Annotated in this window: 20 protein-coding genes; 14 read left to right on the forward strand and 6 right to left on the reverse strand. The window is 45.7% G+C overall.

Going from position 1 to position 23,386, the window contains the following annotated elements; all coding sequences use genetic code 11:
• Positions 1–144 precede the first annotated feature (144 nt).
• From folB to R7E42_RS20120, 3 genes are read left to right on the forward strand one after another with little or no spacing between them, the layout of a single operon-like run.
• Entirely contained in the window at positions 145–504 is a 360-nt protein-coding gene (gene folB, locus R7E42_RS20110) for a bifunctional dihydroneopterin aldolase/7,8-dihydroneopterin epimerase (protein ID WP_005387458.1), read from the forward strand.
• Positions 501–983: a 2-amino-4-hydroxy-6-hydroxymethyldihydropteridine diphosphokinase gene (gene folK, locus R7E42_RS20115; protein ID WP_005387457.1), complete on the forward strand. Its 483-nt coding sequence runs from the start codon at positions 501–503 to the stop codon at positions 981–983. The genes folB and folK overlap by 4 nt, the downstream gene beginning before the upstream one ends.
• Positions 984–997: 14 nt before the next feature.
• Positions 998–1,801, forward strand: coding sequence for an undecaprenyl-diphosphate phosphatase (locus R7E42_RS20120; RefSeq protein WP_017636143.1), 804 nt, complete (start codon positions 998–1,000; stop codon positions 1,799–1,801).
• A 52-nt stretch (positions 1,802–1,853) separates the two neighbouring features.
• Here the strand turns inward: R7E42_RS20120 and R7E42_RS20125 are convergent, their stop codons facing one another.
• A complete protein-coding gene (locus R7E42_RS20125) occupies positions 1,854–3,074 on the reverse strand; it encodes a multifunctional CCA addition/repair protein (RefSeq protein ID WP_064353610.1) in 1,221 nt (406 codons plus the stop codon).
• Between the two features lie 138 nt (positions 3,075–3,212).
• On the opposite strand from R7E42_RS20125, the gene R7E42_RS20130 reads away from it, so the two are divergent.
• From R7E42_RS20130 to ggt, 3 genes are all read left to right on the forward strand, one after another.
• Complete coding sequence (locus tag R7E42_RS20130; protein WP_017820254.1) at positions 3,213–4,829, forward strand: ExeA family protein; 1,617 nt, start codon at positions 3,213–3,215, stop codon at positions 4,827–4,829.
• Positions 4,829–5,515 (forward strand): general secretion pathway protein GspB, encoded by a 687-nt coding sequence (locus R7E42_RS20135; RefSeq protein WP_005387437.1) that lies wholly within the window; start codon positions 4,829–4,831, stop codon positions 5,513–5,515. The genes R7E42_RS20130 and R7E42_RS20135 overlap by 1 nt, the downstream gene beginning before the upstream one ends.
• A 273-nt stretch (positions 5,516–5,788) precedes the next feature.
• Positions 5,789–7,519: a gamma-glutamyltransferase gene (gene ggt, locus R7E42_RS20140; protein WP_318072945.1), complete on the forward strand. Its 1,731-nt coding sequence runs from the start codon at positions 5,789–5,791 to the stop codon at positions 7,517–7,519.
• 88 nt (positions 7,520–7,607) lie between these two features.
• Here ggt and R7E42_RS20145 read toward each other — a convergent pair whose 3' ends face one another.
• The 3 genes from R7E42_RS20145 to R7E42_RS20155 all read right to left on the reverse strand — a co-directional run bounded on the left by R7E42_RS20145 (position 7,608) and on the right by R7E42_RS20155 (position 10,469).
• On the reverse strand, positions 7,608–8,219 hold the full coding sequence (locus tag R7E42_RS20145; protein WP_005379900.1) for a TIGR04211 family SH3 domain-containing protein: 612 nt from the start codon (positions 8,217–8,219) through the stop codon (positions 7,608–7,610).
• Between the two features lie 178 nt (positions 8,220–8,397).
• Entirely contained in the window at positions 8,398–9,657 is a 1,260-nt protein-coding gene (locus tag R7E42_RS20150) for an inorganic phosphate transporter (RefSeq protein ID WP_005379898.1), read from the reverse strand.
• Positions 9,658–9,788: 131 nt separating this feature from the next.
• Entirely contained in the window at positions 9,789–10,469 is a 681-nt protein-coding gene (locus tag R7E42_RS20155; protein WP_005379896.1) for a TIGR00153 family protein, read from the reverse strand.
• Between the two features lie 212 nt (positions 10,470–10,681).
• On the opposite strand from R7E42_RS20155, the gene R7E42_RS20160 reads away from it, so the two are divergent.
• Positions 10,682–12,214 (forward strand): inorganic triphosphatase, encoded by a 1,533-nt coding sequence (locus R7E42_RS20160; RefSeq protein ID WP_005379894.1) that lies wholly within the window; start codon positions 10,682–10,684, stop codon positions 12,212–12,214.
• Between the two features lie 41 nt (positions 12,215–12,255).
• Here R7E42_RS20160 and R7E42_RS20165 read toward each other — a convergent pair whose 3' ends face one another.
• Positions 12,256–13,029 (reverse strand): potassium channel family protein, encoded by a 774-nt coding sequence (locus tag R7E42_RS20165; RefSeq protein WP_005387432.1) that lies wholly within the window; start codon positions 13,027–13,029, stop codon positions 12,256–12,258.
• A 105-nt stretch (positions 13,030–13,134) separates the two neighbouring features.
• Between R7E42_RS20165 and R7E42_RS20170 the strand changes: the two genes are divergently transcribed.
• From R7E42_RS20170 to hldE, 3 genes are all read left to right on the forward strand, one after another.
• Positions 13,135–14,391, forward strand: a complete 1,257-nt coding sequence (locus tag R7E42_RS20170; protein ID WP_318072946.1) for a methyl-accepting chemotaxis protein — start codon at positions 13,135–13,137, stop codon at positions 14,389–14,391.
• 113 nt (positions 14,392–14,504) lie between these two features.
• Positions 14,505–17,348 (forward strand): bifunctional [glutamate--ammonia ligase]-adenylyl-L-tyrosine phosphorylase/[glutamate--ammonia-ligase] adenylyltransferase, encoded by a 2,844-nt coding sequence (glnE, locus tag R7E42_RS20175; RefSeq protein ID WP_318072947.1) that lies wholly within the window; start codon positions 14,505–14,507, stop codon positions 17,346–17,348.
• 67 nt (positions 17,349–17,415) lie between these two features.
• Positions 17,416–18,846, forward strand: coding sequence for a bifunctional D-glycero-beta-D-manno-heptose-7-phosphate kinase/D-glycero-beta-D-manno-heptose 1-phosphate adenylyltransferase HldE (gene hldE, locus R7E42_RS20180; RefSeq protein WP_017633601.1), 1,431 nt, complete (start codon positions 17,416–17,418; stop codon positions 18,844–18,846).
• 177 nt (positions 18,847–19,023) lie between these two features.
• On the opposite strand, the gene tolC is transcribed toward hldE, so the two are convergent.
• Positions 19,024–20,352, reverse strand: a complete 1,329-nt coding sequence (tolC, locus tag R7E42_RS20185; RefSeq protein ID WP_005379884.1) for an outer membrane channel protein TolC — start codon at positions 20,350–20,352, stop codon at positions 19,024–19,026.
• A gap of 229 nt (positions 20,353–20,581) precedes the next feature.
• On the opposite strand from tolC, the gene nudF reads away from it, so the two are divergent.
• From nudF to yqiA, 4 genes are all read left to right on the forward strand, one after another.
• Entirely contained in the window at positions 20,582–21,232 is a 651-nt protein-coding gene (nudF, locus tag R7E42_RS20190) for an ADP-ribose diphosphatase (protein ID WP_017633602.1), read from the forward strand.
• Positions 21,232–21,675, forward strand: a complete 444-nt coding sequence (locus tag R7E42_RS20195) for a DUF1249 family protein (RefSeq protein ID WP_005379879.1) — start codon at positions 21,232–21,234, stop codon at positions 21,673–21,675. The genes nudF and R7E42_RS20195 overlap by 1 nt, the downstream gene beginning before the upstream one ends.
• Positions 21,676–21,736: 61 nt before the next feature.
• Positions 21,737–22,543 (forward strand): 3',5'-cyclic-AMP phosphodiesterase, encoded by an 807-nt coding sequence (gene cpdA / locus R7E42_RS20200; RefSeq protein ID WP_318072948.1) that lies wholly within the window; start codon positions 21,737–21,739, stop codon positions 22,541–22,543.
• 47 nt (positions 22,544–22,590) lie between these two features.
• Positions 22,591–23,175, forward strand: coding sequence for an esterase YqiA (yqiA, locus tag R7E42_RS20205; RefSeq protein ID WP_064353617.1), 585 nt, complete (start codon positions 22,591–22,593; stop codon positions 23,173–23,175).
• The last annotated feature ends 211 nt before the right edge of the window (positions 23,176–23,386 follow it).

Here is a 23,386-nt window from a genome sequence, read left to right on the forward strand (position 1 = left end):
TGTGATTTCTTGTATATAAAGATGCTTTCGCAGTTTATACCTAAGTAACATTGTGATGACCAAAGTAAATGTTACTTAGGTATAGAATACTACGATCAAATTACCCCTCACGGGTATCCGACCTCTGTAATAGAAGGACATAAGATGGCTCTGGATAAAGTTTTTATTGAACAGTTGGAAGTAATCACCACCATTGGCGTGTACGACTGGGAACAACAAATCAAACAAAAGTTGGTTCTAGATATTGAAATGGCACACGATAATAAACCTGCGGGCAAAAGTGATGATGTGCAAGATGCACTGGATTATTCGCAGGTGAGTGAGGCGGTACTTAACCACATTGAAAATGGTCGTTTCTTATTGGTCGAGCGCGTGGCTGAAGAAGTAGCAGAGCTTATCATGCAGCGTTTCTCTGTGCCTTGGGTGAAAATCCGCCTAGCGAAACCTGGCGCCGTGCCACAAGCACGTGCTGTTGGTGTGGTGATTGAGCGAGGCCGAGCATGATCACCACCTATATCGGTGTTGGGACGAACGTAGAAAGAGAGCAACATGTGCTTGCTGCGTATCAGGAGCTGCAACGGCTTGGAGAAAATCTCCTCGTATCACCGATATATGAATGTGAACCTATTGGTTTTAGCAGCAAGAATTTCTACAACTTTGTCGTTGCAATGCGTACCGAGTTGTCATTAGAAGAGTTGAGCCATCAACTACGCGAGATTGAATTTAAGTGGGGACGCGAAGAAAACGCGCAAAAGTATCAGGATCGAACACTGGATCTCGATATAGTGTTGTTCGGTGAGCGCGTCTCCAAGAAAAAACCTGAGCTACCTCGCAGTGATATCTACAAATATCCTTTTGTCACAAAGCCGCTGTATGATCTCGAACCGCAATTAGTGATCCCAGGTGATGGACGCACAGTCGCAGACATTTGGCATGCTATGCAGCCAGTCGATTCGCTCAAACCCGTTTCCTTTCATTTTTAATTTGAGTTGTTTACATGAGTTATTTTGAAGCCTTTATTTTGGCTCTGATTCAGGGGCTGACAGAGTTTTTGCCTATCTCAAGCTCTGCCCATTTGATCCTGCCTTCCGCTATTTTAGGATGGGAAGACCAAGGTCTGGCCTTTGATGTTGCTGTTCACGTCGGTACATTAATGGCTGTCGTGATCTATTTTCGTCATGAAGTAATCACTTTGTTTCAAGCGTTATTTGCTTCGATCTTTAAAGGAGATCGCAGTAAAGAAGCTAAATTGGCTTGGATGATCGTGATTGCGACGATTCCAGCTTGTGTGTTCGGTCTATTGATGAAAGACATCATTGAAGTGTATCTACGTAGCGCTTACGTCATCGCGACTACCACGATCGTATTTGGCTTGTTGCTATGGTGGGTAGACAAAAACGCTAAACTCGTTGCCGATGAATACCAAACGGGTTGGAAGAAAGCTGTATTTATCGGTATTGCTCAAGCCTTAGCGATGATTCCTGGAACTTCACGTTCAGGGGCGACCATCACAGCAGCGCTTTACCTTGGCTTTACTCGAGAAGCGGCTGCCCGATTTTCGTTTTTAATGTCGATCCCAATCATTACATTAGCTGGTAGCTACTTAGGCATGAAGTTAGTGACCAGTGGTGAACCTGTCCATGTTGGTTTCTTACTTACTGGCATTATCACATCGTTTATCAGTGCGTACATCTGTATCCACTTCTTCTTGAAGATGATTTCACGCATGGGCATGACACCGTTTGTGATTTACCGTCTCATTTTGGGCGTCGGTTTGTTCGCTTTTCTATTAAGTGCATAATTGATGCTAACGAAAAACGCCCGCGAAATCCGCGGGCGTTTTTGTTTGTTCGTTACTTCTTAAGTACTGCTTTCACTGCTTCAATACGTCGCTTTTCTTGCTCGTCACGAATCGCAGGGCCTTTAAAGCCCTCTTTGATTATGGTTTGAACGTCAACTGCCGCTGCTGCTTGGTAGGCTTGCCTAAAAATATCCGCCTGTGGATATGGTTGCGTTTCCAGTCCTTTACGACCAGCGTGATCCGCTTGGCAGCAAAGCAAGATATCTTGCAGACGTTCGGACTTACGCCACCCATCAAGCTTATTGAGTATTTTAATTATGGTTTGTGGTTTAAGTTCAGCCGCGCGATGAATATTGGAGTGCTGTTCGCACACCATCAAGGCTAAATCACGAAACTCATTTGGTACCCGGACACGTTCGCACAGCTTTTTGATCAGTTTTAATCCTGTATGGCAATGCATTTTGTGGCTTGGCCATTCGCTCTCTGGCGTCACGCCCTTACCCAAGTCATGCACTTGGGCGGCAAACCTGACGGGGAGTGAGTTACTCAATTTTGCGGCTTGCTCTGCCACCATCAAAGTATGGATGCCAGTATCGATTTCTGGATGCCACTTCTCAGGTTGAGGTACGCCAAATAGTGCATCAATTTCAGGTAGCACCACGGTTAATGCACCACAGTCTCGTAGAACCGATAAGAAAATATCAGGGCGAGGAGTAGAGAGAGATTTATGCCATTCTTGCCAAACACGCTCGGGAGTCAGTGTGCTCAGCTCTCCGGACTCTGCCATGTGACGCATTAACCGCATGGTTTCGTCGGCAACCGTAAAGTTTAGATCAGCAAGCTTCGCTGCGAAGCGAGCGACACGTAAAACGCGTAGAGGGTCTTCAATAAAGGCGTCTGATACATGGCGTAGCAGTTTATCGTTGAGATCTTGCTGGCCACCATATGGGTCATGGATCGTGCCATCACTCTCCATTGCCATCGCGTTAATGGTTAAATCACGACGTATCAAATCTTCTTCTAAGGTGACGTTTTGATCGAAGAAACATTCAAAACCAGTGTAACCAGAACCTGACTTTCTCTCTGTTCGTGCAAGGGCATATTCTTCTTTACTTTTGGGATGCAGAAATACAGGAAAGTCTTTACCAACGGCGGTGTATCCTTGGGACAGCATCATCTCGGGCGTCGCGCCTACGACCACCCAATCGTTGTCATAACTATCAATTCCGAGCAATTTATCTCGAACTGCGCCACCTACTAAATAAACTTGCACGAATTACCTCTTAATTTATGGATATGCCGTTGGACATTGTAGCAAGCAATGGTACTTTTCTTTACTCCCGAGAGTAGATGCGGCTATGTTTATATTATATCTGACTATTCTCAGGTGGTTTTTTAGCTGGAGAGCCTAATGTATAAGGACTTTTTTGGGTTTGTCGAACAACCATTTTCGATTGTTCCAAACTCACGTTATTTGTATTTAAGCCAACGTCACAAAGAGGCAATCACACATCTCCAAGCTGGGCTAGGCGATGGCGGTGGCTTTGCTATGCTTACTGGCGAAGTAGGTACAGGCAAAACGACCGTCGCAAAAGCGATGCTGGCGAATTTGGGTGATAACACCAAAGCGGGTCTTATTCTCAATCCCACGTTTTCGAGTAGAGACTTGCTCGAGGCCATTTGTGATGAGTTCAAAATCACCTATCCGCCAGACGCAAACCTCAAACAGCTAAACCAGGTTATCCATCAATATTTGCTGCGTAATTATCGTTCAGGCTGGCAGACATTGCTGGTCATTGATGAGGCTCAACACCTTGCTGCCGACGTTTTAGAGCAGTTGCGCTTGTTGACTAACTTGGAAACCGATACCAGAAAACTGCTCAAAGTGTTGTTGGTCGGGCAGCCTGAATTGCAGCGGTTATTACAAACAACACAACTACGCCAACTTGCCCAGCGTATTACCGGGCGTTATCACCTGTTGCCGTTGGATGAAAAAGAGACAGAAGATTACATCGCATTTCGACTACATACAGCAGGTGGCGACCAGCAACTGTTTAATCGTGCTTCTTGTAAACTTATAGCCAAATACAGTCACGGTATACCGCGGCTCATCAACCTTATCTGTGACAAATCCCTCAACATTAGTTATCACCAGGGTAATGTGGTTGTGGATAAGCAAACCGTTCAGCAGGCCTGTGAAGAGGTGATGCAGTTTCAGGCAGATATTTATCAGCAAGATAAAAAAGAGCGCCGGACTTTCCGTTGGCCTGCTTGGGGCTCTGTCACGGTAGGCCTTATTGCTGCATTAAGTACGGGGTGGGCGGTCGTGAATTATATGCCAGCTCAAGCGACGTCAGTGTTGACACAAGTGACGGAGCCAAGAGTAGAGCCAACACCAACCGTCGTCAGCCAACAGTTAACGGATGAGCAGCGTGCTTTATTGTTAACACAAAAACAGTCGAACCTCGCTGTAAATGATTTGTATCGTTTGTGGGGATATCAAGCATCGGTTCGCGATAACCTTTGTTTGTCAGAACCGCAGTCGACTATGCGTTGTGAGCGTAAAATGGCGACTTGGCCGCTGTTGATGCAACAAAATCGCCCTGTGATCTTGGAGTTGAATTATCAAGGTGATGTTGGGTATGTCATTCTATATGCCGTCGGTAATGACCAAGCTGAAGTGCTCAATGGTAAGCAGCGTCTCCGTCTGCCAATTTCATGGCTAAAGCCGTTGTGGCAGGGCAATATTATCGAACTGTGGCATGCTCCGCTGAATGAAACATTACGTTTAGACATGGAAGGCCCTGCGATTGAAGTATTAGACCGATTATTAGCAGAAGCGGTGAGTGAGCCACTGCTTGAAACGTCTATTTTTGATGGTGCGATGAAAGAGCGAGTCGAGTTATTTCAACGCTGGCAAGGAATTGGTGTCGATGGTATTGCAGGTAAGCGAACGCTAGACCGACTTCAGCAAAATGTTCAGCCAGATGCGCCTCAACTGGCGAGAATCGAGAAGGAGGACGCATAATGTCAGCTGTGAAACATATAGGTCTGTTCTTGCTGCCAATCACTGCTTCTGCTATTGGAGTCGCTTGGTACTTAGATCTCTTTGCACCGAGTGTTGAAGTAGATACAACGTCCCCGATAGAAAAGGTCGAAGTGGTATCACCTTTCAAAGTATTAGACTATCCAGAGAACACCCAGTTGGCCCAATTGCCAAGAGAGTGGCCAAGTGCAGAGCTATCGCGTGATTTTGGTACATTTACCACCCCCGATGAATACACGAGCCATACACCAAGCAGAGATGAAACACGCAACTCAGCATCAACCCAAACGACTTCTGCTGCTGAAGAGGACCTCGGGTTGTCTTTGGATGATCTGGATTTATCCTCATTATCTCCTGATTTAGCTAGGAAGGTTGAAAATGCCTTATCCCGAGATGATGACAACTCTTCATCACAAACGGCACGCGTGAACGATTTAGAGCGCAACGCTCACCAGTGGCAAGGGCGTCTACCTGCGCTTAATTTGCAAACCCATATGTACGCTAGTGATGAAAATCGCCGTTGGGTGAAAATTAACAATGTTGAGTATCATCAAGGGGATGTCGTTGATGATCAGGTCACTCTAAGAGAAATACAACCGCAAGCGGTGATTGTTGAGTTCCAAGGTGAGCAAATTCGTATACCAGCGTTGTATGAGTGGAAAGGGTAACTCTTGTAGAAACACATCAAGCCAGCGAAATTATATCGCTGGCTTTTTATTTTTCAGAGCATCTTTTGCATCTATTCTGGTGATGATTTTTAGATACTCAAACAAGCAAAATATAGCTTTTCTCAGTCGTTTAAATAGCACCAATATCATTCATCTATTGATAGCGCGATTCCAGTCAGCGTTGTGTAAAAAGACACCATCTTCACGAACTTCGGAGTAATGACTTGGTCCACGTTAGACCCCATCACATAATAGGAGTCTAAACAGAGACACATGCGTATTCTGATTTTTTCTTTAAGCATTGTTGCATCGACAAGCTATGCAGCAAAGCCAGACCCATTCCCAGTTACACCAGATAGTCGCGGGCAAGATTTCATGGTCAGTGCGACGAATCCTTACGTGAGCAGTACCGGTTACTCAATATTGAAAGAAGGCGGTAACGCTGTTGATGCTATGGTTGCGATGCAGATGGTGATGTCTGTCGTTGAGCCAGATATGACCGGAATTGGCGGCGGGACTTTCGCGCTGTTTTATCAACATGACGAGAAAAAATTTCTGGCCCTTGATGGTCGAGATGAAGCGCCCTCTAGCGCGAACCCTGAAATGTTTGTTGAGAATGGGGAAGTACTCAGTCGCAACGAAATATTAGGCCCTCGTTCTGTTGCGGTTCCGGGCACGTTGCGGTTGCTTTACACCACTCATGAACAATACGGCAAGTTGCCATGGGCAGAGCTGATTAAGCCAGCGATTACATTGGCGAGCAATGGGTACGCGATGAACAGCTACACCTACGACATCGTAGTAAGAGAGCAAAGCCGACTTGAGCAAGATCCGGAAGTGAAAGCCTTGTATTGGCAAGGGGACGATATTAAGCCGACGGGAACCTTGATGAAGAACCCTAAGATGGCTGAGACGCTGAGGAAGATCGCGCAACAAGGCGATAGTTACCTTTATGGTGGTGAGCTTGGTCAGCACATCGTAGAGACGGTTAATAGTCGTATTGATGACCAACACGAGAAGTTGTCTTTAGAAGATTTTAAACATTACCAAGTGAAGCAGCGTGACATCATTGAGAGCGACTACCGTGGGAATAAAATCGTCTCTTTTGGTTACCCAGCTTCGGGCGGTGTGATGGTCGCTCAGAGTCTTGAACTGCTCGCACCCTATGACATTGCCCATATGGCGAAAACGGATGTGGAACCTTGGCGTCTCATGACTGAAGCGATGCGAATTGCAAAAGCCGATCGTATTGCGTATGCCGGAGACCCAGATTATGTGGAAGCGCCAGTTGAACAGTTGTTGTCTAAAGCCTATCTAGATCAGAGACGTGATTTAATCCCCGATAATGGCACTTCAAAAGAGGATCCAAAAGCAGGACAGATAACGCAAACTCAGTATGCGCAATATCAAGGCTTCGAGAGCAAAGATACAGGGCACATTTCTATCGTTGATAGGGAAGGTAATGCGATTGCTATGACCAGCACGGTAGGAACGGGTATGGGCTCGGGTGTGATGGTCGATGGCGTTATCTTGAACGCGCAGATGGCTAACTTCTCACCTCAGCCAACGGTTAACGGCAAGCCTACGCAAAACTCAATTGAAGCGGGCAAGCGTCCACGTTCGGCTATTACGCCATTAATGGTGATGGACAGTGATGATAACTTGCGTTTGGTGGTTGGGTCACCAGGTAGTTCACAAATCCCGGGGTATGTACTCAAAACCGTGGTTGGGGTGCTGGATTGGAATTTATCAGCGCAAGAGGCTATTGACTTACCAAACATCCAGTATGGCACTAAGATAGACCGCACCAAGTCTTATGACCCGACTGGTTTGCTGGTGGAAAAGAAAACGTTCGCAGAAATGTTGGTGCCTGAGTTTATGGAGCTTGGCTACCCAGTACACGTTATTCCAGTGGTAAGCGGTTTGAATGCAATTGAGCTAAAAGATGGCAAGCTTTATGGCGCAACGGATCGTCGTCGAGCCTCTAGTTCAATGGGGGAGTAGTACTCACTTCTGTCAAACGAAGCAAACTAAAAAGCCAGTCAATATCGACTGGCTTTTGCGTTCTTTTTAAAGCTAAAAGCGTAAGGGTTTATGCCCAACCCGCAGGAGAGCGCTTTCTACGAGGCATGACATGCGGAAGAATCAAACCAAATAGTAAACCTAAACCTGCAACACCGCCGCCATAAGTGAAGTACTTAAGCAGCATGTCATCTTTTTGTGTATCCAGTTTTGCGCGTAGCTCGCGGTTTTCTGTTTCAACAGAAGTAAGCTGATCGCTGATCTCAGAGTATTTATTTTCTAGATCTGAAATTTGTTGGTTACGTGTTTCGAGAGAGGTAACAAGACCGGCTTTCTCTGCATCAGAAGTTTGACGAGCATTAGCAAGCTGCTCTTTTACTTCGGCTAGCTCTTTCTCAATGCGAGGAAGGCGAATTGCCATGCTCTCTTGGTTTGTCACAAACTTGCTTTGTACCCAACCAGTGCGACCACGGTCATCACGAACTTGCGTGTAGCCAGTATCTCGGTTGGTTTTAATCAGTTGTACTTTAGAACCGGCGTTAACACTACCAATAATACGGTAGGTGTTATTTGGACCTGAGTGCATAAAAGTGAAGAGGTCATCAGAAATATAACGGTCTGCTGCTAGGGCCGCTGGCGCTGCTAGCAAAGTAAACAAAACCGTGATGATTAGTTTTTTCACAGTAAATCCCTTAACGATTTTTCTTGGAGACAGCGTTGGCACCGAATGATTGGAGCCGGAAATAGACGAATAGTATGCAGTTTCAAACTTCGGTGCAACAAAGAAGGGAGGCAAAGCCTCCCTTTCTGTGCGTTTGAGTCAATAATGACAAAGCGCTTACATTCTATTGACGAGTGTCTTAAGCGAACATCGCTTGAAGTCCGTAGAAGAATACTACGGCCAATAACGCCCCTGCTGGTAGTGTAACGATCCATGATGCCACGATGTTACGAACTACGCCTAGGTTCAGTGCTGCGATACCACGAGCAAAGCCAACACCGAGAACCGCACCAACCAATGTTTGAGTGGTTGAAATTGGCAGGCCTGTACCAGACGCTAGAACTACTGTACATGCTGTTGCTAGCTGTGCTGCAAAACCGCGGCTAGGCGTTAGCTCAGTGATGCCTGTACCAACGGTTGCCATTACTTTGTGACCCAGTGTTGCAAGACCGACCACGATACCAATACCACCAAGAGGTAGAATCCACCAAGCGATGGTGCTTTTCGTGCTGATTTCGCCCATGTGTTCAACAGTCGATACGACAGCAGACAGTGGACCAATGGCGTTTGCAACGTCGTTTGAACCGTGTGCAAATGCCATCGCACAAGCGGTGATAACCATCAGAACGCTGAAGATACCTTCCACGCCAGAAAAGCTGCGGTCTTCTTCGCGATTAGCGAATTTTTTCTGGATGTATACGTAGCCGCCAATCATCACAAGTGCTGAAACTGCTGCTGCCCACATCCAGGCTTCACCATTGGTCAGGTGAAGACCAACGTGTTTTAGACCTTTTTTGATGGTTACAAGTGCAATCACCATTGTTGTGATGAACATGTAAACAGGTACAAAACGTTTTGCGTTAAACAGAGGGTTCTCAGTATCAAAAATCAGGCGCTGTGCGCTGACAAAGATAACGTAAGCAAAGAAACCTGAAATCACTGGCGTAATAATCCAGCTACCAACAATGCCTTGAACGCTGCCCCAGTCAACCGCTTCAGTACCTACTGATACGCATGCAAAACCAATGATTGCACCGATGATTGAGTGAGTCGTTGATACTGGCCAGCCCATGTAAGAAGCAAGAAGCAGCCATGTACCTGCTGCTAAAAGCGCAGACATCATGCCGTAGACAAGAACATCTGGTTGACTAGCAAATAAAGAAGTTTCGATTACACCTTTACGGATAGTGTCGGTTACTTCACCGCCTGCAAGGTAAGCACCTGCAAATTCGAAGATCATCGCAATGATGATAGCTTGTTTTACAGTTAGCGCTTTTGAACCTACAGATGTACCCATCGCATTAGCAACGTCGTTCGCGCCAATACCAATCGCCATCATGAAACCAAAAATCGCTGCAACAATAATCAGGACAGTGCCGTAGTTCGCAAGGATATCCATCGTAATACCTAGTTGTTTTATAACAAGCGGAACAAAATTTTACGCGCGCCAAACCATAAGACGATGAAAATAGTCATCGTCCCTATGACACGTGTTAATTATGCTCTTCGTTATGTCGTTAACTTTATGTTTTAAGATCGAGATAGCATGACTTCCAAACGAGCACCTACGCGCTGCGCTTGGTCGGCAATACCACCTACCCATTCAAGAATCTTGTATAGGAACATGACATCGATAGGGTTCATGTCAGCTTCAATCACCATCAACTGCTGGCGAAGTTCAATCTGCATGGCATCGGTATCATCTTCGATAACGTCTAATTGATGAATCATTTCAGCGACGAGCGTCACTTCACGGCCTTTGAAGCCGGTTTCTAGCAATTCATCAAGTTCATTGATTACCTTTTGCGCCTGATCGGCAGCATCAAGACAACGTTGAACGTAAGCGAGGAAGTTTGGTTGGAGAGCCTCAGGGATGACAAGTTGACGACCATATACACGGCCAGCAATGTCTTTTGCCAGGTTTGCAAGTTTGTCCTGTTGAGTCAAAAGCTCAAGCATGTCAGTACGGTCGACTGGCATGAACAAACCGCGAGGCAGTTTTAGACGGATTTCACGTTTCAGCACATCCGCTTCTTTCTCTAAGTGAGAAATTTGTGCACGGATTTCTGCTGCTTTTTCCCAATCACCCTTTGAAGATACTTCAAAGAATTTCACCAAGTGTGAACAACATTCGTTGACACACACAACGTGGCGTTGCAAAGGCTTAATTGGGGACTTTGCAAATAACCCCATAATTGTATTTACTGGCATGGTCATTCAACCTAATAACTATAACCTTAAAAAAACATACACCATTTCTGAGTGCTTGGCGAAATGTTGAACGATGGCTATAAAGGCGCGCATGGTAACGCATTAAATCGCTCATTAAAACTGTTTTAGATCATCATTCCGGCGATATTTCTCTCTTGCCGTGTGAGAAATTACGCAATATCCTGTTTCTATCTGCTTTGAAAGGTATAGCTATGGAAACCGAAATAGAACTGAAGTTTTTTGTTTCTCCTGAATTTTCAGAAACTTTAAAAGAAAAAATTTCTGAGACAAAAGTACTTCAGCATAGTTGTCGTGACTTGGGTAACACCTATTTTGATACTGCCGATAAATGGCTTAGAAAGCACGACATTGGTTTAAGAATTCGCCGTTTTGATGATGTATTCGTCCAAACCGTAAAGACAGCAGGACGCGTCGTCGCAGGCTTACATCAAAGACCAGAATACAATGCTGAGCACACTAGCGACGAGCCTAATCTGTCGCTTCATCCTCTAGATATTTGGCCTCCAGGTAAAGATGCAGAAACGCTGCAATCCGAGCTTATGCCATTATTCTCGACCAACTTCACACGTGAACAATGGCTGATTGGCATGCCCGATGGCAGTCAGATTGAAGTTGCCTTTGACCAAGGCTTAGTTGTAGCCAAAGGTGAAGACGAAGAAGAGAAGCAAGAGCCAATTTGCGAAGTTGAACTGGAACTTAAGTCAGGCCAAACCGAAGCTTTATTCACACTGGCACGCAGCTTTTGCGAGCAAGGCGGTATGCGCTTGGGTAACTTGAGCAAAGCGGCGAAAGGTTATCGACTTGCAAGCGGTTATGCGGGTGATGAAGTAAAATCATTGGCACTTGTGGACAGTAGTCCGACGGATACCGTTGAATTTTGCTTGATCAACTCTTTAGAGCACGCTTTGTCTCATTGGCATTATCACGAGCAAATTTATGCTGAGCGTGACAGCGTGGAAGCACTGCGTGAAATCAGTAATGCCATTCGTTTCATTCGTCAAACATTGACTATTTTTGGCGGGATTGTCCCTCGTCGCGCGAGCGCGATTCTGCGCCAAGAGCTTAAATGGTTGGAAGAAGAACTGAGTTGGTTGGATGAGCATGCACACCTTGAAGAGCTCTTAGATGACAAAGGCAATGTGCTGCGTAAGTTGGATGCGCGTAAGTTCTTAGTATCTGAGTTGACTCAGCAGTTACAAGAGTTGCCAAGCCGTGAAGAAGTGCTAGGGTTGCTCAATTCCGCGCGTTACACAGGGTTACTGCTGGATCTAAGCCGCTGGATCTTAGCGCGCGGTTGGCAGCCATTTCTTGATGAAAAAGCACGTGAAAAAATGGCAAGTAACATCATGCCGTTTTCAGTTACTCAGCTCGATCGCACTTGGGCTGAGCTAATGGAAGCTTTCCCAGCAGAGCGCGATTTGACGGCGCAAGAGTACGTTGATCAGCGTTATCGCTTATTGCGTAACCTCTATACTGGTATTGGTTTCGCGAGTTTGTATAACTCGGATGAGCGTAACAGCTTCCGTTTACCATGGGCGGATCTAGTGCATGGTATCGATGATCTGCTAATGCTGAACCACTTGCTCCCGTTGGTTGATATGCTGGAAGACGCAGAAAAAGAGCAGTTAGAACGCTGGTTACACCGTCAAGAGCGCTCAATTTTGCATGCAATGGATCAAACCCGAGCGATCAGTGTGGAAGTTCAGCCTTATTGGCGTGAATGATCTTTCTGGTGGTAACGACAAAAAAATAGGACCGCATGGTCCTATTTTTTTGTCTCTGTTTTACGTTGTTGTAGCTCTTTTTCCATGAAATCGAGTCGTTCTAGTATTTGCGCTTGTTGGCTTAGGAGCTGCTCGAGCATACGTTCTTTATTGATTGAACTGTGCGTCTGTTGTTTCGTTGGGGCAGTAAGGATAGAGGTGATAAGACCCGAGATCATACCAAAGATACCCACCCCGCAAACAATGATGATGACAGCCAAAAACTTTCCTATGGAGGTCACTGGATAATGATCGCCGTAACCAACCGTTGAGATCGTTACAAATACCCACCACAAAGCATCGGCGCCAGTACGAATATTCGCTTCTGGGTTTTTCGCTTCGATAAACAGCATTGCACTAGAACCGAGTGTTATGAGGATAACCATCAATAGCAGTATAGAGGCGACCGTGGTTTCGCGGCGGTTTTCTTTGAGCTGATGCAAAATGAACTTTGACGAACGCAGTACTAATACCACTCGCATAATATGAAAAATACGAGCAAAGCGCAGGGGCTCTATCAATGGGATACTCGCCACGAAATCTATCCAATGACGTTTAAGGAATAACCAGCGATCTGTGGACCGGATCAAATCAATGGTGAGCTGTAGTAGAAAAATACTACAGATTATGAAATCCAGACCGATAAGAACTTGACGGGTTTCGTGATCGATCGGGAAAAACAACAAGCCAGAGATCACAAATAGTGCCATAAAAGACAATATTAGTGACAACAGGCCCATCGGTCGTGTGCTGTCTTTGATATCATTGTTTTTCATACGAAGCTCAAAATAAATCGCGTAACCACGCAAAGCGCGAACATAACTATAAGTAATATAAAGATTATAGATAAAGACTATATAAGACTCGGTGGAGAACTGACAATGGAAAAGCTGGCATTTAAGCCATGGGAAAGGGTCATATCCGACATTCGACTGGTGCCTAAAATGGTCATGTTGATGGTCTTCAGTACTGTCCTGATCGTGGCAAAACAACTGTGGGACGCAAACACTTTTTACGACTCACTTTTAGCGGCGACACAAAACGCGCAAGTTGCCCAACAGCATTATGAAGCATACTTAACGCAAGTTGCTTGGCAAACCGCCTTATTAATAGTGGTTTTTGTCGTGCTCTTATTAGCGGCGGCTAGAGTGATGTTGCGTCAAACACAGTATCTGAGCGACGCGATCAAACTGATGGCGAGCAAGAACCTCTCTGTTCCATTTGGTATGGATTGTAAAGATGAATACGGAGACGTGGCACGTGAATTGGAAAAGACACGTCGACAATTGCACGATGTGATTCAAATGCAAATTAATGCGTCTGATGAATTATCAACGCTCACCGAAGTCATGACACTGAGCATGTCGGAAACGAAGGAATCGGCGCAAGAAGAGTTTAACGAAATTGATCAACTTGCTACGGCGATGAGTGAAATGTCGTCGACGGTCCAAACGGTTGCGGAACATGCCCAGACGGCATCTTCTCTGACAGAGCAAGCTTCCGCACAAGCAATTTCTGGTCAGCAGTTCTTGCAAAGTACAATGGCGAAAATGAGTGAACTTTCGTCGGATATCGCTTCATCGGCACAAGCGGTTAACCAAGTTGAAGAACGTGTTGAAGCCATTGGTAGCGTTGTAGGGACGATTCAAGGCATTTCTGAACAAACCAACCTGCTTGCACTGAATGCGGCGATTGAAGCGGCGCGAGCTGGCGAGGCTGGGCGGGGTTTTGCTGTGGTTGCAGATGAAGTTCGTAACCTTGCCCAACGTACACAACAAGCGACGGTAGAAATTCAAGAGATGATCGCACAGCTGCAAACCAGTGCTAAATCTGCGGTAGAACTCATGGAAAAAAGCGTTGTGGAAGCGGCAGATGGAAACGAGCTGGTTTCTAATGCTGGATCTGAGCTCGATGGTATTGTTGGGCAAGTGACGCAAATCAATGACATGAACTTCCAGATCGCGACGGCGTCTGGTCAGCAAAGCAGTGTTGCAGAAGAGATGAGCCAAAACCTCACCAATGTACGTGAGTTGGTGGAAGCCTCAGTTGTTGTTGTTACCGAGCTGCTAGAAACCTCTGAAATGATGCAAAATAATGCAGGTGAGCTAGACAAGAAGATCAAATCTTTCCAAGTTTAATATTCGATCCCGAACTTTTGATAAAACGCCCACAAACCTTTTGTGGGCGTTTTTATTTGCTTTCAGTCTGGTATAAAGAATGAGTTACCGTGCTTTTCAAACAAGGAAGAAAAATGCAGCTGCCTTCGCCACTGATTTCTATCGCTGAATCTGCCGTACAAAACGCCCAAGACGCAGGTTATTTTCCCCTTTGGCCCGATGAGGTTGCGCAGCAATTTCGTTATGTGGCGGGCTTAAGCCAATTTATAACCGAAGCCATTCATCGCGATGAAGTCCTAGGCCGTGAGTTGCCAAGTATGTTAGCGCAGCCAAGTCGTCAGGAGTCTTACCGCTCACGTCTTGCTGAACTGTTGGAACAATGTCCTGATGAGATGTCTGGTCATCGCGTGTTGCGTCAGTTTCGCAACCGAGAAATGGTGTACATTGCGTGGAAGGATTTCACGCATGCATGGTCGCTAGAGACGTCTTTAAGCCACTTATCTGAGTTGGCAGAAGCGATGATTTTTGAAACTTATCAATGGCAATATCAAGTGTGTTGTCAGGAGTGGGGCACACCAACAAGTGAGGACGGTGAAGTGCAGCCGATGTTAATTATCGGCATGGGGAAACTGGGTGGTGGCGAGTTAAACTTTTCTTCCGATATTGATCTAATTTTCACGTATCCAGAGAATGGCGAAACCCAAGGTGCACGCCGCAGCATTGCCAATGCCCAGTTCTTTACTCGTCTTGGTCAACGCATCATCAAAGCGCTCGACCAACAAACCTTCGATGGTTTTTGCTACCGCGTCGACATGCGACTTCGCCCATTTGGAGAAAGTGGCCCCTTGGTAATGAGCTATGCCGCACTTGAAGATTATTACCAAGAACAGGGGCGAGATTGGGAACGTTACGCGATGATCAAAGCTCGGGTGATGGGATGTGAGATGTACCCGCAGTATCAAGAGCTACGCCAAATGCTGCGCCCTTTTGTTTTTCGTCGTTATATTGATTTCAGTGCGATTCAATCTTTGCGACGAATGAAGTCGATGATCAGTAGCGAGGTTCGCCGCCGAGGGTTGAATAACAACATTAAGCTAGGTGCGGGTGGCATCCGAGAAATTGAATTTATCGCTCAAGTTTTTCAATTGATTCGAGGTGGTCGAGAGCCTTCTTTGCGTAATCGAGGGCTGTTGGAAACGCTGCAAGGCATTGAAGAACTGGCATTGCTTACTCCAAAAGAAGTCAGCGATCTAGAAGCTGCATACAAGTACTTGCGTCAATTAGAAAACTTGTTGCAAGCAATGGCGGATAAGCAAACCCAGACGCTGCCTGATTGCGAAACCGAACGCTTAAAGCTCGCCACTGCGATGAAAATGAGCTGTTGGGAGCAATTAATTGAGCAAACCCAGCAGCATATGGCAAATGTTCACCAAGTTTTTGAATCACTAATTGGTGATGATGAAGAAGACGAGGGGACTACTGTTGCTCGTCATTTTCATGAGCTATGGGATATGGCCGACAAACAAGACGTTCTTGAGCATATCTTGCAGCAGGATATTCAGATTGAAGACTTTGCTTCATGCGCGAAAACCATCATCAACTTTAAAACCGATCTGGCCAAAAAAACGTTAGGCCCACGTGGACGCGAAGTGCTCAATCGTTTGATGCCGAAAGTGTTTGATGCGGTCTTTGCCCATCCTGATGCACAGTTTGGTTTATCTCGTGTACTTCACTTGCTACACAACATCTGCACTCGCACGACTTACTTGGAATTATTGGATGAGCATCCAGCGGCTCTGGTGCAGCTCGTACGTTTGTGTACCGCAAGTCCAATGATTTCAGAGCAGCTGTCTCGTTATCCTATCTTGCTTGATGAGTTAATCGACCCTGCGCAGCTGTACAATCCCATTCCATTAGACAGTTACCGTACAGAGCTGCGTGATTATTTGGCGCGTATTCCTGAAGATGATATGGAACAGCAAATGGAAGCGTTGCGTCAGTTTAAGCAAATTTGTATTTTGCGTATTGCAGCGGCAGATATTGCTGGCGCATTGCCAGTGATGAAAGTGAGTGACCATTTAACTTATTTAGCGGAAGCTATCGTTGATGCGGTGATCAGTCAGGCTTGGTTGCAAGTGTCTGAAAAGTACGGCGAGCCAACGCATGTGAAAGATCGTGAAGGCAAAGGCTTTGCTGTAATTGGTTATGGTAAAGTCGGAGGGTGGGAGCTCGGCTATAACTCCGATTTGGATATTGTCTTCATGCATGACTGCCCAGTCAATGTCTACACTGACGGCAAAAAAGAGATTGATGGTCGTCAGTTCTACCTTCGTTTAGCACAGCGTATCATTCATATTTTCTCCACTCGCACCGCTTCCGGTATTTTATACGAGGTCGATACCCGATTGCGTCCGTCCGGTGCATCGGGTTTGTTGGTTAGCCCAACGGACGCGTTCGACGACTATCAACATCAAGACGCGTGGACATGGGAGCATCAAGCACTTGTCCGCGCGCGCATGATTTATGGTGATGAACCACTGGCAATTGCATTTCACAATACGCGGCATGATGTGCTGTGCAAAGCACGCGATCAAGCTGAACTGAAAAAAGACGTTGTCGAAATGAGAGAAAAAATGCGCGGTCATCTTGGGGGGAAAAAGCCAGGCCGCTTTATGCTCAAGCAAGATGTGGGTGGGATTACCGATATCGAATTTCTCGCTCAGTACCTAGTGCTCAACTATAGTCACGATAAGCCGAAATTGACGCGTTGGTGTGATAATGTGCGCATCTTTGAAACGCTCATTGCGCAAAATGTCATGGACGAAGACCAAGCAATGCAGTTGATACGTGCTTACACGACAATGCGCAACGAAATACACCGACGAAATCTACTCAATTTAGACGCTGATGTAGTGGAAGACAAGTTTGTTGCCGAAAGGGAGTGGGTAAAACAGGCTTGGAATCAGTGGTTCAGTTAAGACCATATATTTAGCCTCGATAAGGGCTGTGATAAACTCACTTCGATTTAATTTTTGGAGACCAACAATGAAACCAATTCTACCTGATTACAACAGCGCTGGTGTGCTCATCATCGGTGATGTCATGCTAGATCGTTACTGGTATGGCCCAACCGGGCGCATTTCTCCTGAAGCGCCGGTTCCTGTTGTAAAAGTAGAAAACAATGAAGAGCGTCCTGGTGGTGCTGCGAACGTTGCGATGAACATCGCATCACTAGGTGGTCATGCTCACATTGTTGGTCTAACTGGGGAAGATGAGCCTGCAAAAGTGCTGACGGAGACGCTGAGCTCACTCAATGTGAAGTGCGATTTCGTTGCACTGCCTGATTACCCAACGATTACGAAGCTTCGCGTAATGAGCCGTGGACAACAGCTTATTCGTCTCGACTTCGAAGACAAGTTTGAAAACACAGATTCTGCGCCAGTGTTATCTCGAATGGATGCCGCACTGCCAAACGTTAAAGCCGTGATTATGTCTGATTACGCAAAAGGTTCGTTAGAGCATGTTCAGGCATACATTCAAAAAGCGCGCGCAGCAAATATTCCGGTTTTCATTGACCCGAAAGGTGCTGATTTTGAACGCTACCGTGGCGCAACACTTCTTACGCCAAACATGAAAGAGTTCGAAGACGTTGTAGGTAAAGTGAAATCTGACCAAGAGCTAGTAGAGAAAGCACTGGCTTTGGTTGAAGAGTTTGAATTTGAAGCGCTTTTAGTGACACGCAGCGAAAACGGAATGACCTTGATTCGTCGTGGCCAGGAACCGTTCCACCTTCCAACTCAAGCGAAAGAAGTGTACGACGTGACAGGTGCGGGCGACACGGTTATCTCTGTATTGGCAGCGTCTGTTGCCGCAGGCAAATCATTTGAAGAAGCGTGTGCATTAGCAAACGCAGCGGCAGGTGTTGTGGTTGGTAAACTAGGCACGTCAACGCTTTCTGAGATTGAATTAGCAGAAGCGGTACATGGCAGCCAAGACACGGATTACGGTGTGATTTCAGAAAAAGCACTGATCGAAGCGGTGAAAAAAGCACGAGCTCGTGGCGAGAAAGTCGTTATGACAAATGGCTGCTTTGATATTCTACACGCTGGGCATGTGTCTTACTTAAATCATGCTGCTGAACTGGGCGATCGCTTAATCGTTGCGGTAAATACCGATGAGTCAGTAAAACGCCTTAAAGGCCCTGGTCGTCCGGTAAACCCAACCGATCGCCGCATGGCGGTGTTGGCAGGTTTGGGTGCTGTGGATTGGGTTGTACCATTTAGTGAAGATACGCCGCAGCGTTTGATCTCAGAAGTTCTACCAAGCTTGCTAGTAAAAGGCGGTGACTACAAACCAGAAGAGATTGCTGGTGGTAAAGAAGTCATTGCGGCGGGTGGTGAAGTTCGTGTATTGAACTTTGAAGATGGCTGCTCGACCAGTGAAATCATTAATGCAATCAAAGGCGGTAAGGGCTAAGCCTGCTGTTTGTTAGTATTGAAATGCTATTTGCTCATAAAGGTCGCTAAGTGCGGCCTTTTTGATATTTGTAGTTCAGAGACACTTTTAGGCTCTGAACTACAAGTAATAAAAAACGCCAGCTGATAACTCAACTGGCGTTTTTATTTATTAAGACCTGAAGTATTCAGTTCGCGGTTATTTTGCCGCTTTCAAACCTGCATCAACGTCCAAGATGTCTTGTTCGCTTAGCGTACCAACTGCTTGGCGTAGCTGAAGAACACTTAAAATGTAGTCGTAACGAGCGTTCGATAGGTTTTTGTTCGCATCGTATAGACGACGAGTCGCGTCCAGTACATCAACGATAGTACGAGTACCTACATCAAAGCCAGCTTCTGTTGCTTCTAGTGCAGAGCGTGCAGAAATAACCGCTTGCTCATACGCACGTAATGCGCCGATAGAGGCGTTAATGTTGTTGTTTTGTGCGCGAACATCTTTGACTACGCTACGGTACTGTGCTTCAAGATCTTCGCTTGCTGCCACGTATGCGTATTCAGCTTGTTTGGTTTGAGAGGTTACGTTACCACCTGTGTATAGCGGTACTGCAAGGTTCACACCAATATTGAAGTTGTCTGTCGTGTTGTCACGAGAGCTATGAGAAGTATCACCGTAGTTGTAACCACCGTCTAGAGAGAGCGTTGGTAGGTGGCCAGAGCTTGCTAGTGAAATATTGTCACGCGCAATGTCTTGAAGAATACGTGAAGATAGCAAGGTCAGGTTTTTGGTTTTTGCTTCATCAATGAGCGATTCAGCAGGTACGGTCGATGGGCTAGCAGTGAAGCGGCCAGTGTCCAAAATGTTGAGATCTTTGTGCTCTTGGCCTGTAATTTCACGCAGTGACTCGTAGCTATTAGTTAGCGCGTTTTCTGCCAACACTTCGTCCGCTAGCACTTGGTCGTACTGAGCTTGTGCGTCATGCACGTCAGTGATTGCAGACAAACCTACTTCAAAACGTTGTTTAGTTTGCTCAAGTTGACGGCCAACCGCGGCTTTTTCTGCACGTACGAAAACAAGATTATCTTGTGCGCGTAGAACTTCAAAATACGCTTGTGACACGCGAAGAATCAGTGCCTGTTGCGTCGCTGCGTAAGTTGCGTCTGCTTGGCGAGCACTTTTCTCAGCAGTATCTAGAGAGATCCAAGATGCGCGGTTGTAAAGTGCTTGTGAAAAGCTAACGCCAGCGGTTAGCGCGTTGCCATCGTTTGATACGTCACTAATTAGATTTGAATCGTATTCAGTATCACCACGAGTTAAATTGTAACCCGCAGTAAGGTTGATCTGTGGTAATAGAGCACTACGGCTTGAGGTGATTGCTTCGAAAGCTTGGTCACGTTGTGCTGCTACACTGAGCAATTGTGGATCATTTTGTTTTGCCAAGTCGTAGATTTCAGCCAAAGAGTCTGCGAACGCAGACGTACTCATGCTACCTAGCGCTGCACTGATAAATAGTGGAAGCAATTTTTTCATTTTCTATTCCCGCGGTCCATAGATTGGTTAATTCTCAGTAGTTTAACTCAATTTGCACGATATTTACTCTAAAGTTTGCACTTTTTTACACGTAATTATCCACTTGTGCAATAAATTTTTAGCAAAGACTTAAATTAATTTGTAACTATTATACAAAAAGTTGAGCCAAGTCCTTTGAGCAAGCGAATAACAATGAGTAAACTACAGGATTCACTCAGAGAGGTGTTGAATGCAACAGCGTGACAAACAACAACAAGATTTTACTTCGCGAGATGTAAAAGTCATCTCGAAAGAAACCTTATTTGAAGGTTTTTTCAAAATGGTGAAATACCGATTTCAGCATAGGCTATTTGCTGGTGGTTGGAGTGGAGTTGTTGAACGAGAAATGTTCGAGCGTGGTCACGCAGCAGCGATGCTTCCTTATGATCCAAAGACGGACCAGGTCGTAATCATTGAACAGATTCGTATTGGCGCGTTGGAACATGAACACCCTTGGCAGCTAGAAATTGTCGCCGGTATGATTGACCGCGATGAATCTGCTGAAGCCGTAATTCGTCGAGAGGCTGTCGAAGAAGCGGGGATTCAGGTGGGGCGCGTTGTACCTGTTACGTCCTATTATCCTTCGGCTGGTGGTTGCTCGGAAAAGCTAGACGTCTTTGTTGGTGAAGTGGATGCGTCTAAAGCGCACGGCATTCATGGTTTAGACTATGAGAATGAAGATATCCGAGTTCATGTCATGAGTCGTGAAACGGCGTATCAATGGGTGAAGGACGGAAAATTTGAAAATGGTGCGTCGATTATTGCGTTGCAATGGCTGCAATTACACCATCAAGAGTTAAAGTCAGAATGGGGACTATCCCAAACGGTGGAGAGTGAGTAATGGCACAATTGGCTGAAAAACAGAGATATCATGTTGATTTAGCTGGTCTTATGAGAACGTATGAGACCAACTACGCTAAATTGAATGCCTTATTGCCTGCTTCTGCTGAAGTTGGGGATGTACGTTGCTACCAAGCGGCGAACATGGTTTACCAATTGACCGTGAATGAAATCACAAAATACACCACAGTTGTTGAGATATGTCAGAGTGATGAAACGCCAGTGTTTCCTTTACCGACGATGTCTGTCAGGCTTTATCATGATGCGAGAGTAGCCGAAGTATGCTCAAGCGGAGAGTTCTCTCGCATAAAAGCTAAGTATGATTATCCCAATGACCAACTGATGCAGAAAGATGAAAAGCATCAATTAAACACATTCCTCGGTGAATGGCTGACGTTTTGTTTACGAAGTGGTATCAGTAGAACACCACTTGCCTTCAATTGATCGTCACGTCACTAAAGGAAAATAACAAATAACGATATAGTGGACGAATCAGGTTTTCATTTTGCAATCATCTAGTGACAGCATCAAACTTTTACAAATTACGGATACTCATCTGTTTGCTGCCGATGAGGGAAGTTTGCTAAGCGTAAAAACAGCCGATAGCTTCAATGCTGTTGTTGCTGATGTTTTACGCCGCAACGTGGCGTTTGATTACATCTTGGCGACGGGCGATATTTCCCAAGACCATAGTGCAGAATCTTATCAGCGCTTTGCCAACGGCATTGAACCGCTAGAGAAAGACTGTTTTTGGCTACCTGGTAATCATGATTACAAGCCTAATATGGGCAGTGTTTTGCCTTCGCCACAAATCAAAGCCGCAGAGCATGTGTTGCTTGGCGAGCATTGGCAGTTAATTCTTTTAGACTCGCAAGTGGTTGGCGTTCCTCATGGGCGCTTGAGCGATCAGCAATTAACGCTACTCGAAGAAAAGCTAGCCGAACACCCAGAAAGACACACACTTGTTTTGTTGCATCATCACCCGTTACTGGTGGGAAGCGCGTGGCTTGATCAACATACTTTAAAAGATGCCGAAGCGTTTTGGCAGGTTGTCGAGCGTTTTGATAACGTGAAAGGCATTCTCTGTGGTCATGTTCATCAAGATATGAATGTGCTTCACAAGGGCATTCGAGTGATGGCAACACCCTCAACTTGTGTTCAGTTTAAGCCTAACTCGTATGATTTTGCCCTTGATACCACTTCGCCTGGTTGGCGGGAGCTGCAACTACACGCTTGTGGCGATATTACGACCCAAGTAGGTCGGCTTCCTGATGGCCAGTTCCAACCAGACTTCTCTTCTAACGGCTACTAACGCGCCCGAGCTCTCTGTTCGGGCTCGCTTTTTTGTGCGAGATATCTATGAGTAAACCTTCACTTCTTCTCTATATCCATGGCTTTAATAGCTCTCCACTCTCCATTAAAGCGAATGTGATGAGAGCCTACTGCGAGCAACATAGGCCTGATATTAAGGTGATTGTTCCCCAGTTACCTTGTTATCCTCAGCAAGCGGCGAAAATGTTGTTGGATATTATCGAGCAATATAAAGACGACTATAAAATTGGTCTAGTGGGCAGCTCATTAGGTGGTTTTATGTCAACGTGGCTAAATGACAAGTTTGGGTTTAAAGCGGTAGTGGTCAACCCCGCAGTCAAGCCTTATGAGTTGCTAGTAGATTATTTGGGTAAGCAAACTAACCCATATACGCATGAAACCTATACACTTGAAGCTTGTCATATTGACGAGTTAAAAGCTCTTGATGTACAAAGCATCGCGTCGCCACATTCTTTTTGGTTATTGCAACAAACAGAAGATGAGGTTTTAGACTATCGACAAGCGGTAGATAAGTTTGCAGACGCTAAGCAAACAGTAGAACAAGGCGGTGATCACAGTTTTGTAGGCTTTGAGCGTTATCCTGCACAGATTATCGAATTTCTAGAACTGTAATTCGAAAGCGATTGGAAAAGGCTCATAGTTTTTATTGATATATCCAACCGTTTCTTGACATGGGCGGTATGCTTTCCGACTATGTTTTGCCAAAAGATCTTAAGGGTCGAGGACCCTGGCTACTTTGTTATGCATCATGTTTACAAACTCTTAGTGATGTGAACAGGGTGGCTTTTTCGTTTCCTGAGTATGGGTACGCCCATTGGTGATA

This window comes from Vibrio sp. Vb1337, assembly GCF_033338715.1.
GTDB classification, from domain to species: Bacteria; Pseudomonadota; Gammaproteobacteria; order Enterobacterales; family Vibrionaceae; genus Vibrio; species Vibrio alginolyticus.

What these genes read in the sequence shown, in the direction of transcription:
- folB (WP_005387458.1), top strand. Translation starts at nt 145, where the DNA reads ATGGCTCTGGATAAAGTTTTTATTGAACAGTTGGAAGTAATCACCACC.
- R7E42_RS20130 (WP_017820254.1), top strand. Translation starts at nt 3,213, where the DNA reads ATGTATAAGGACTTTTTTGGGTTTGTCGAACAACCATTTTCGATTGTT.
- R7E42_RS20120 (WP_017636143.1), top strand. Translation starts at nt 998, where the DNA reads ATGAGTTATTTTGAAGCCTTTATTTTGGCTCTGATTCAGGGGCTGACA.
- R7E42_RS20165 (WP_005387432.1), bottom strand. Translation starts at nt 13,029, where the DNA reads ATGAAAAACAATGATATCAAAGACAGCACACGACCGATGGGCCTGTTG.
- R7E42_RS20170 (WP_318072946.1), top strand. Translation starts at nt 13,135, where the DNA reads ATGGAAAAGCTGGCATTTAAGCCATGGGAAAGGGTCATATCCGACATT.
- folK (WP_005387457.1), top strand. Translation starts at nt 501, where the DNA reads ATGATCACCACCTATATCGGTGTTGGGACGAACGTAGAAAGAGAGCAA.
- nudF (WP_017633602.1), top strand. Translation starts at nt 20,582, where the DNA reads ATGCAACAGCGTGACAAACAACAACAAGATTTTACTTCGCGAGATGTA.
- tolC (WP_005379884.1), bottom strand. Translation starts at nt 20,352, where the DNA reads ATGAAAAAATTGCTTCCACTATTTATCAGTGCAGCGCTAGGTAGCATG.
- yqiA (WP_064353617.1), top strand. Translation starts at nt 22,591, where the DNA reads ATGAGTAAACCTTCACTTCTTCTCTATATCCATGGCTTTAATAGCTCT.
- hldE (WP_017633601.1), top strand. Translation starts at nt 17,416, where the DNA reads ATGAAACCAATTCTACCTGATTACAACAGCGCTGGTGTGCTCATCATC.
- R7E42_RS20195 (WP_005379879.1), top strand. Translation starts at nt 21,232, where the DNA reads ATGGCACAATTGGCTGAAAAACAGAGATATCATGTTGATTTAGCTGGT.
- glnE (WP_318072947.1), top strand. Translation starts at nt 14,505, where the DNA reads ATGCAGCTGCCTTCGCCACTGATTTCTATCGCTGAATCTGCCGTACAA.
- ggt (WP_318072945.1), top strand. Translation starts at nt 5,789, where the DNA reads ATGCGTATTCTGATTTTTTCTTTAAGCATTGTTGCATCGACAAGCTAT.
- R7E42_RS20155 (WP_005379896.1), bottom strand. Translation starts at nt 10,469, where the DNA reads ATGCCAGTAAATACAATTATGGGGTTATTTGCAAAGTCCCCAATTAAG.
- R7E42_RS20150 (WP_005379898.1), bottom strand. Translation starts at nt 9,657, where the DNA reads ATGGATATCCTTGCGAACTACGGCACTGTCCTGATTATTGTTGCAGCG.
- R7E42_RS20160 (WP_005379894.1), top strand. Translation starts at nt 10,682, where the DNA reads ATGGAAACCGAAATAGAACTGAAGTTTTTTGTTTCTCCTGAATTTTCA.
- R7E42_RS20135 (WP_005387437.1), top strand. Translation starts at nt 4,829, where the DNA reads ATGTCAGCTGTGAAACATATAGGTCTGTTCTTGCTGCCAATCACTGCT.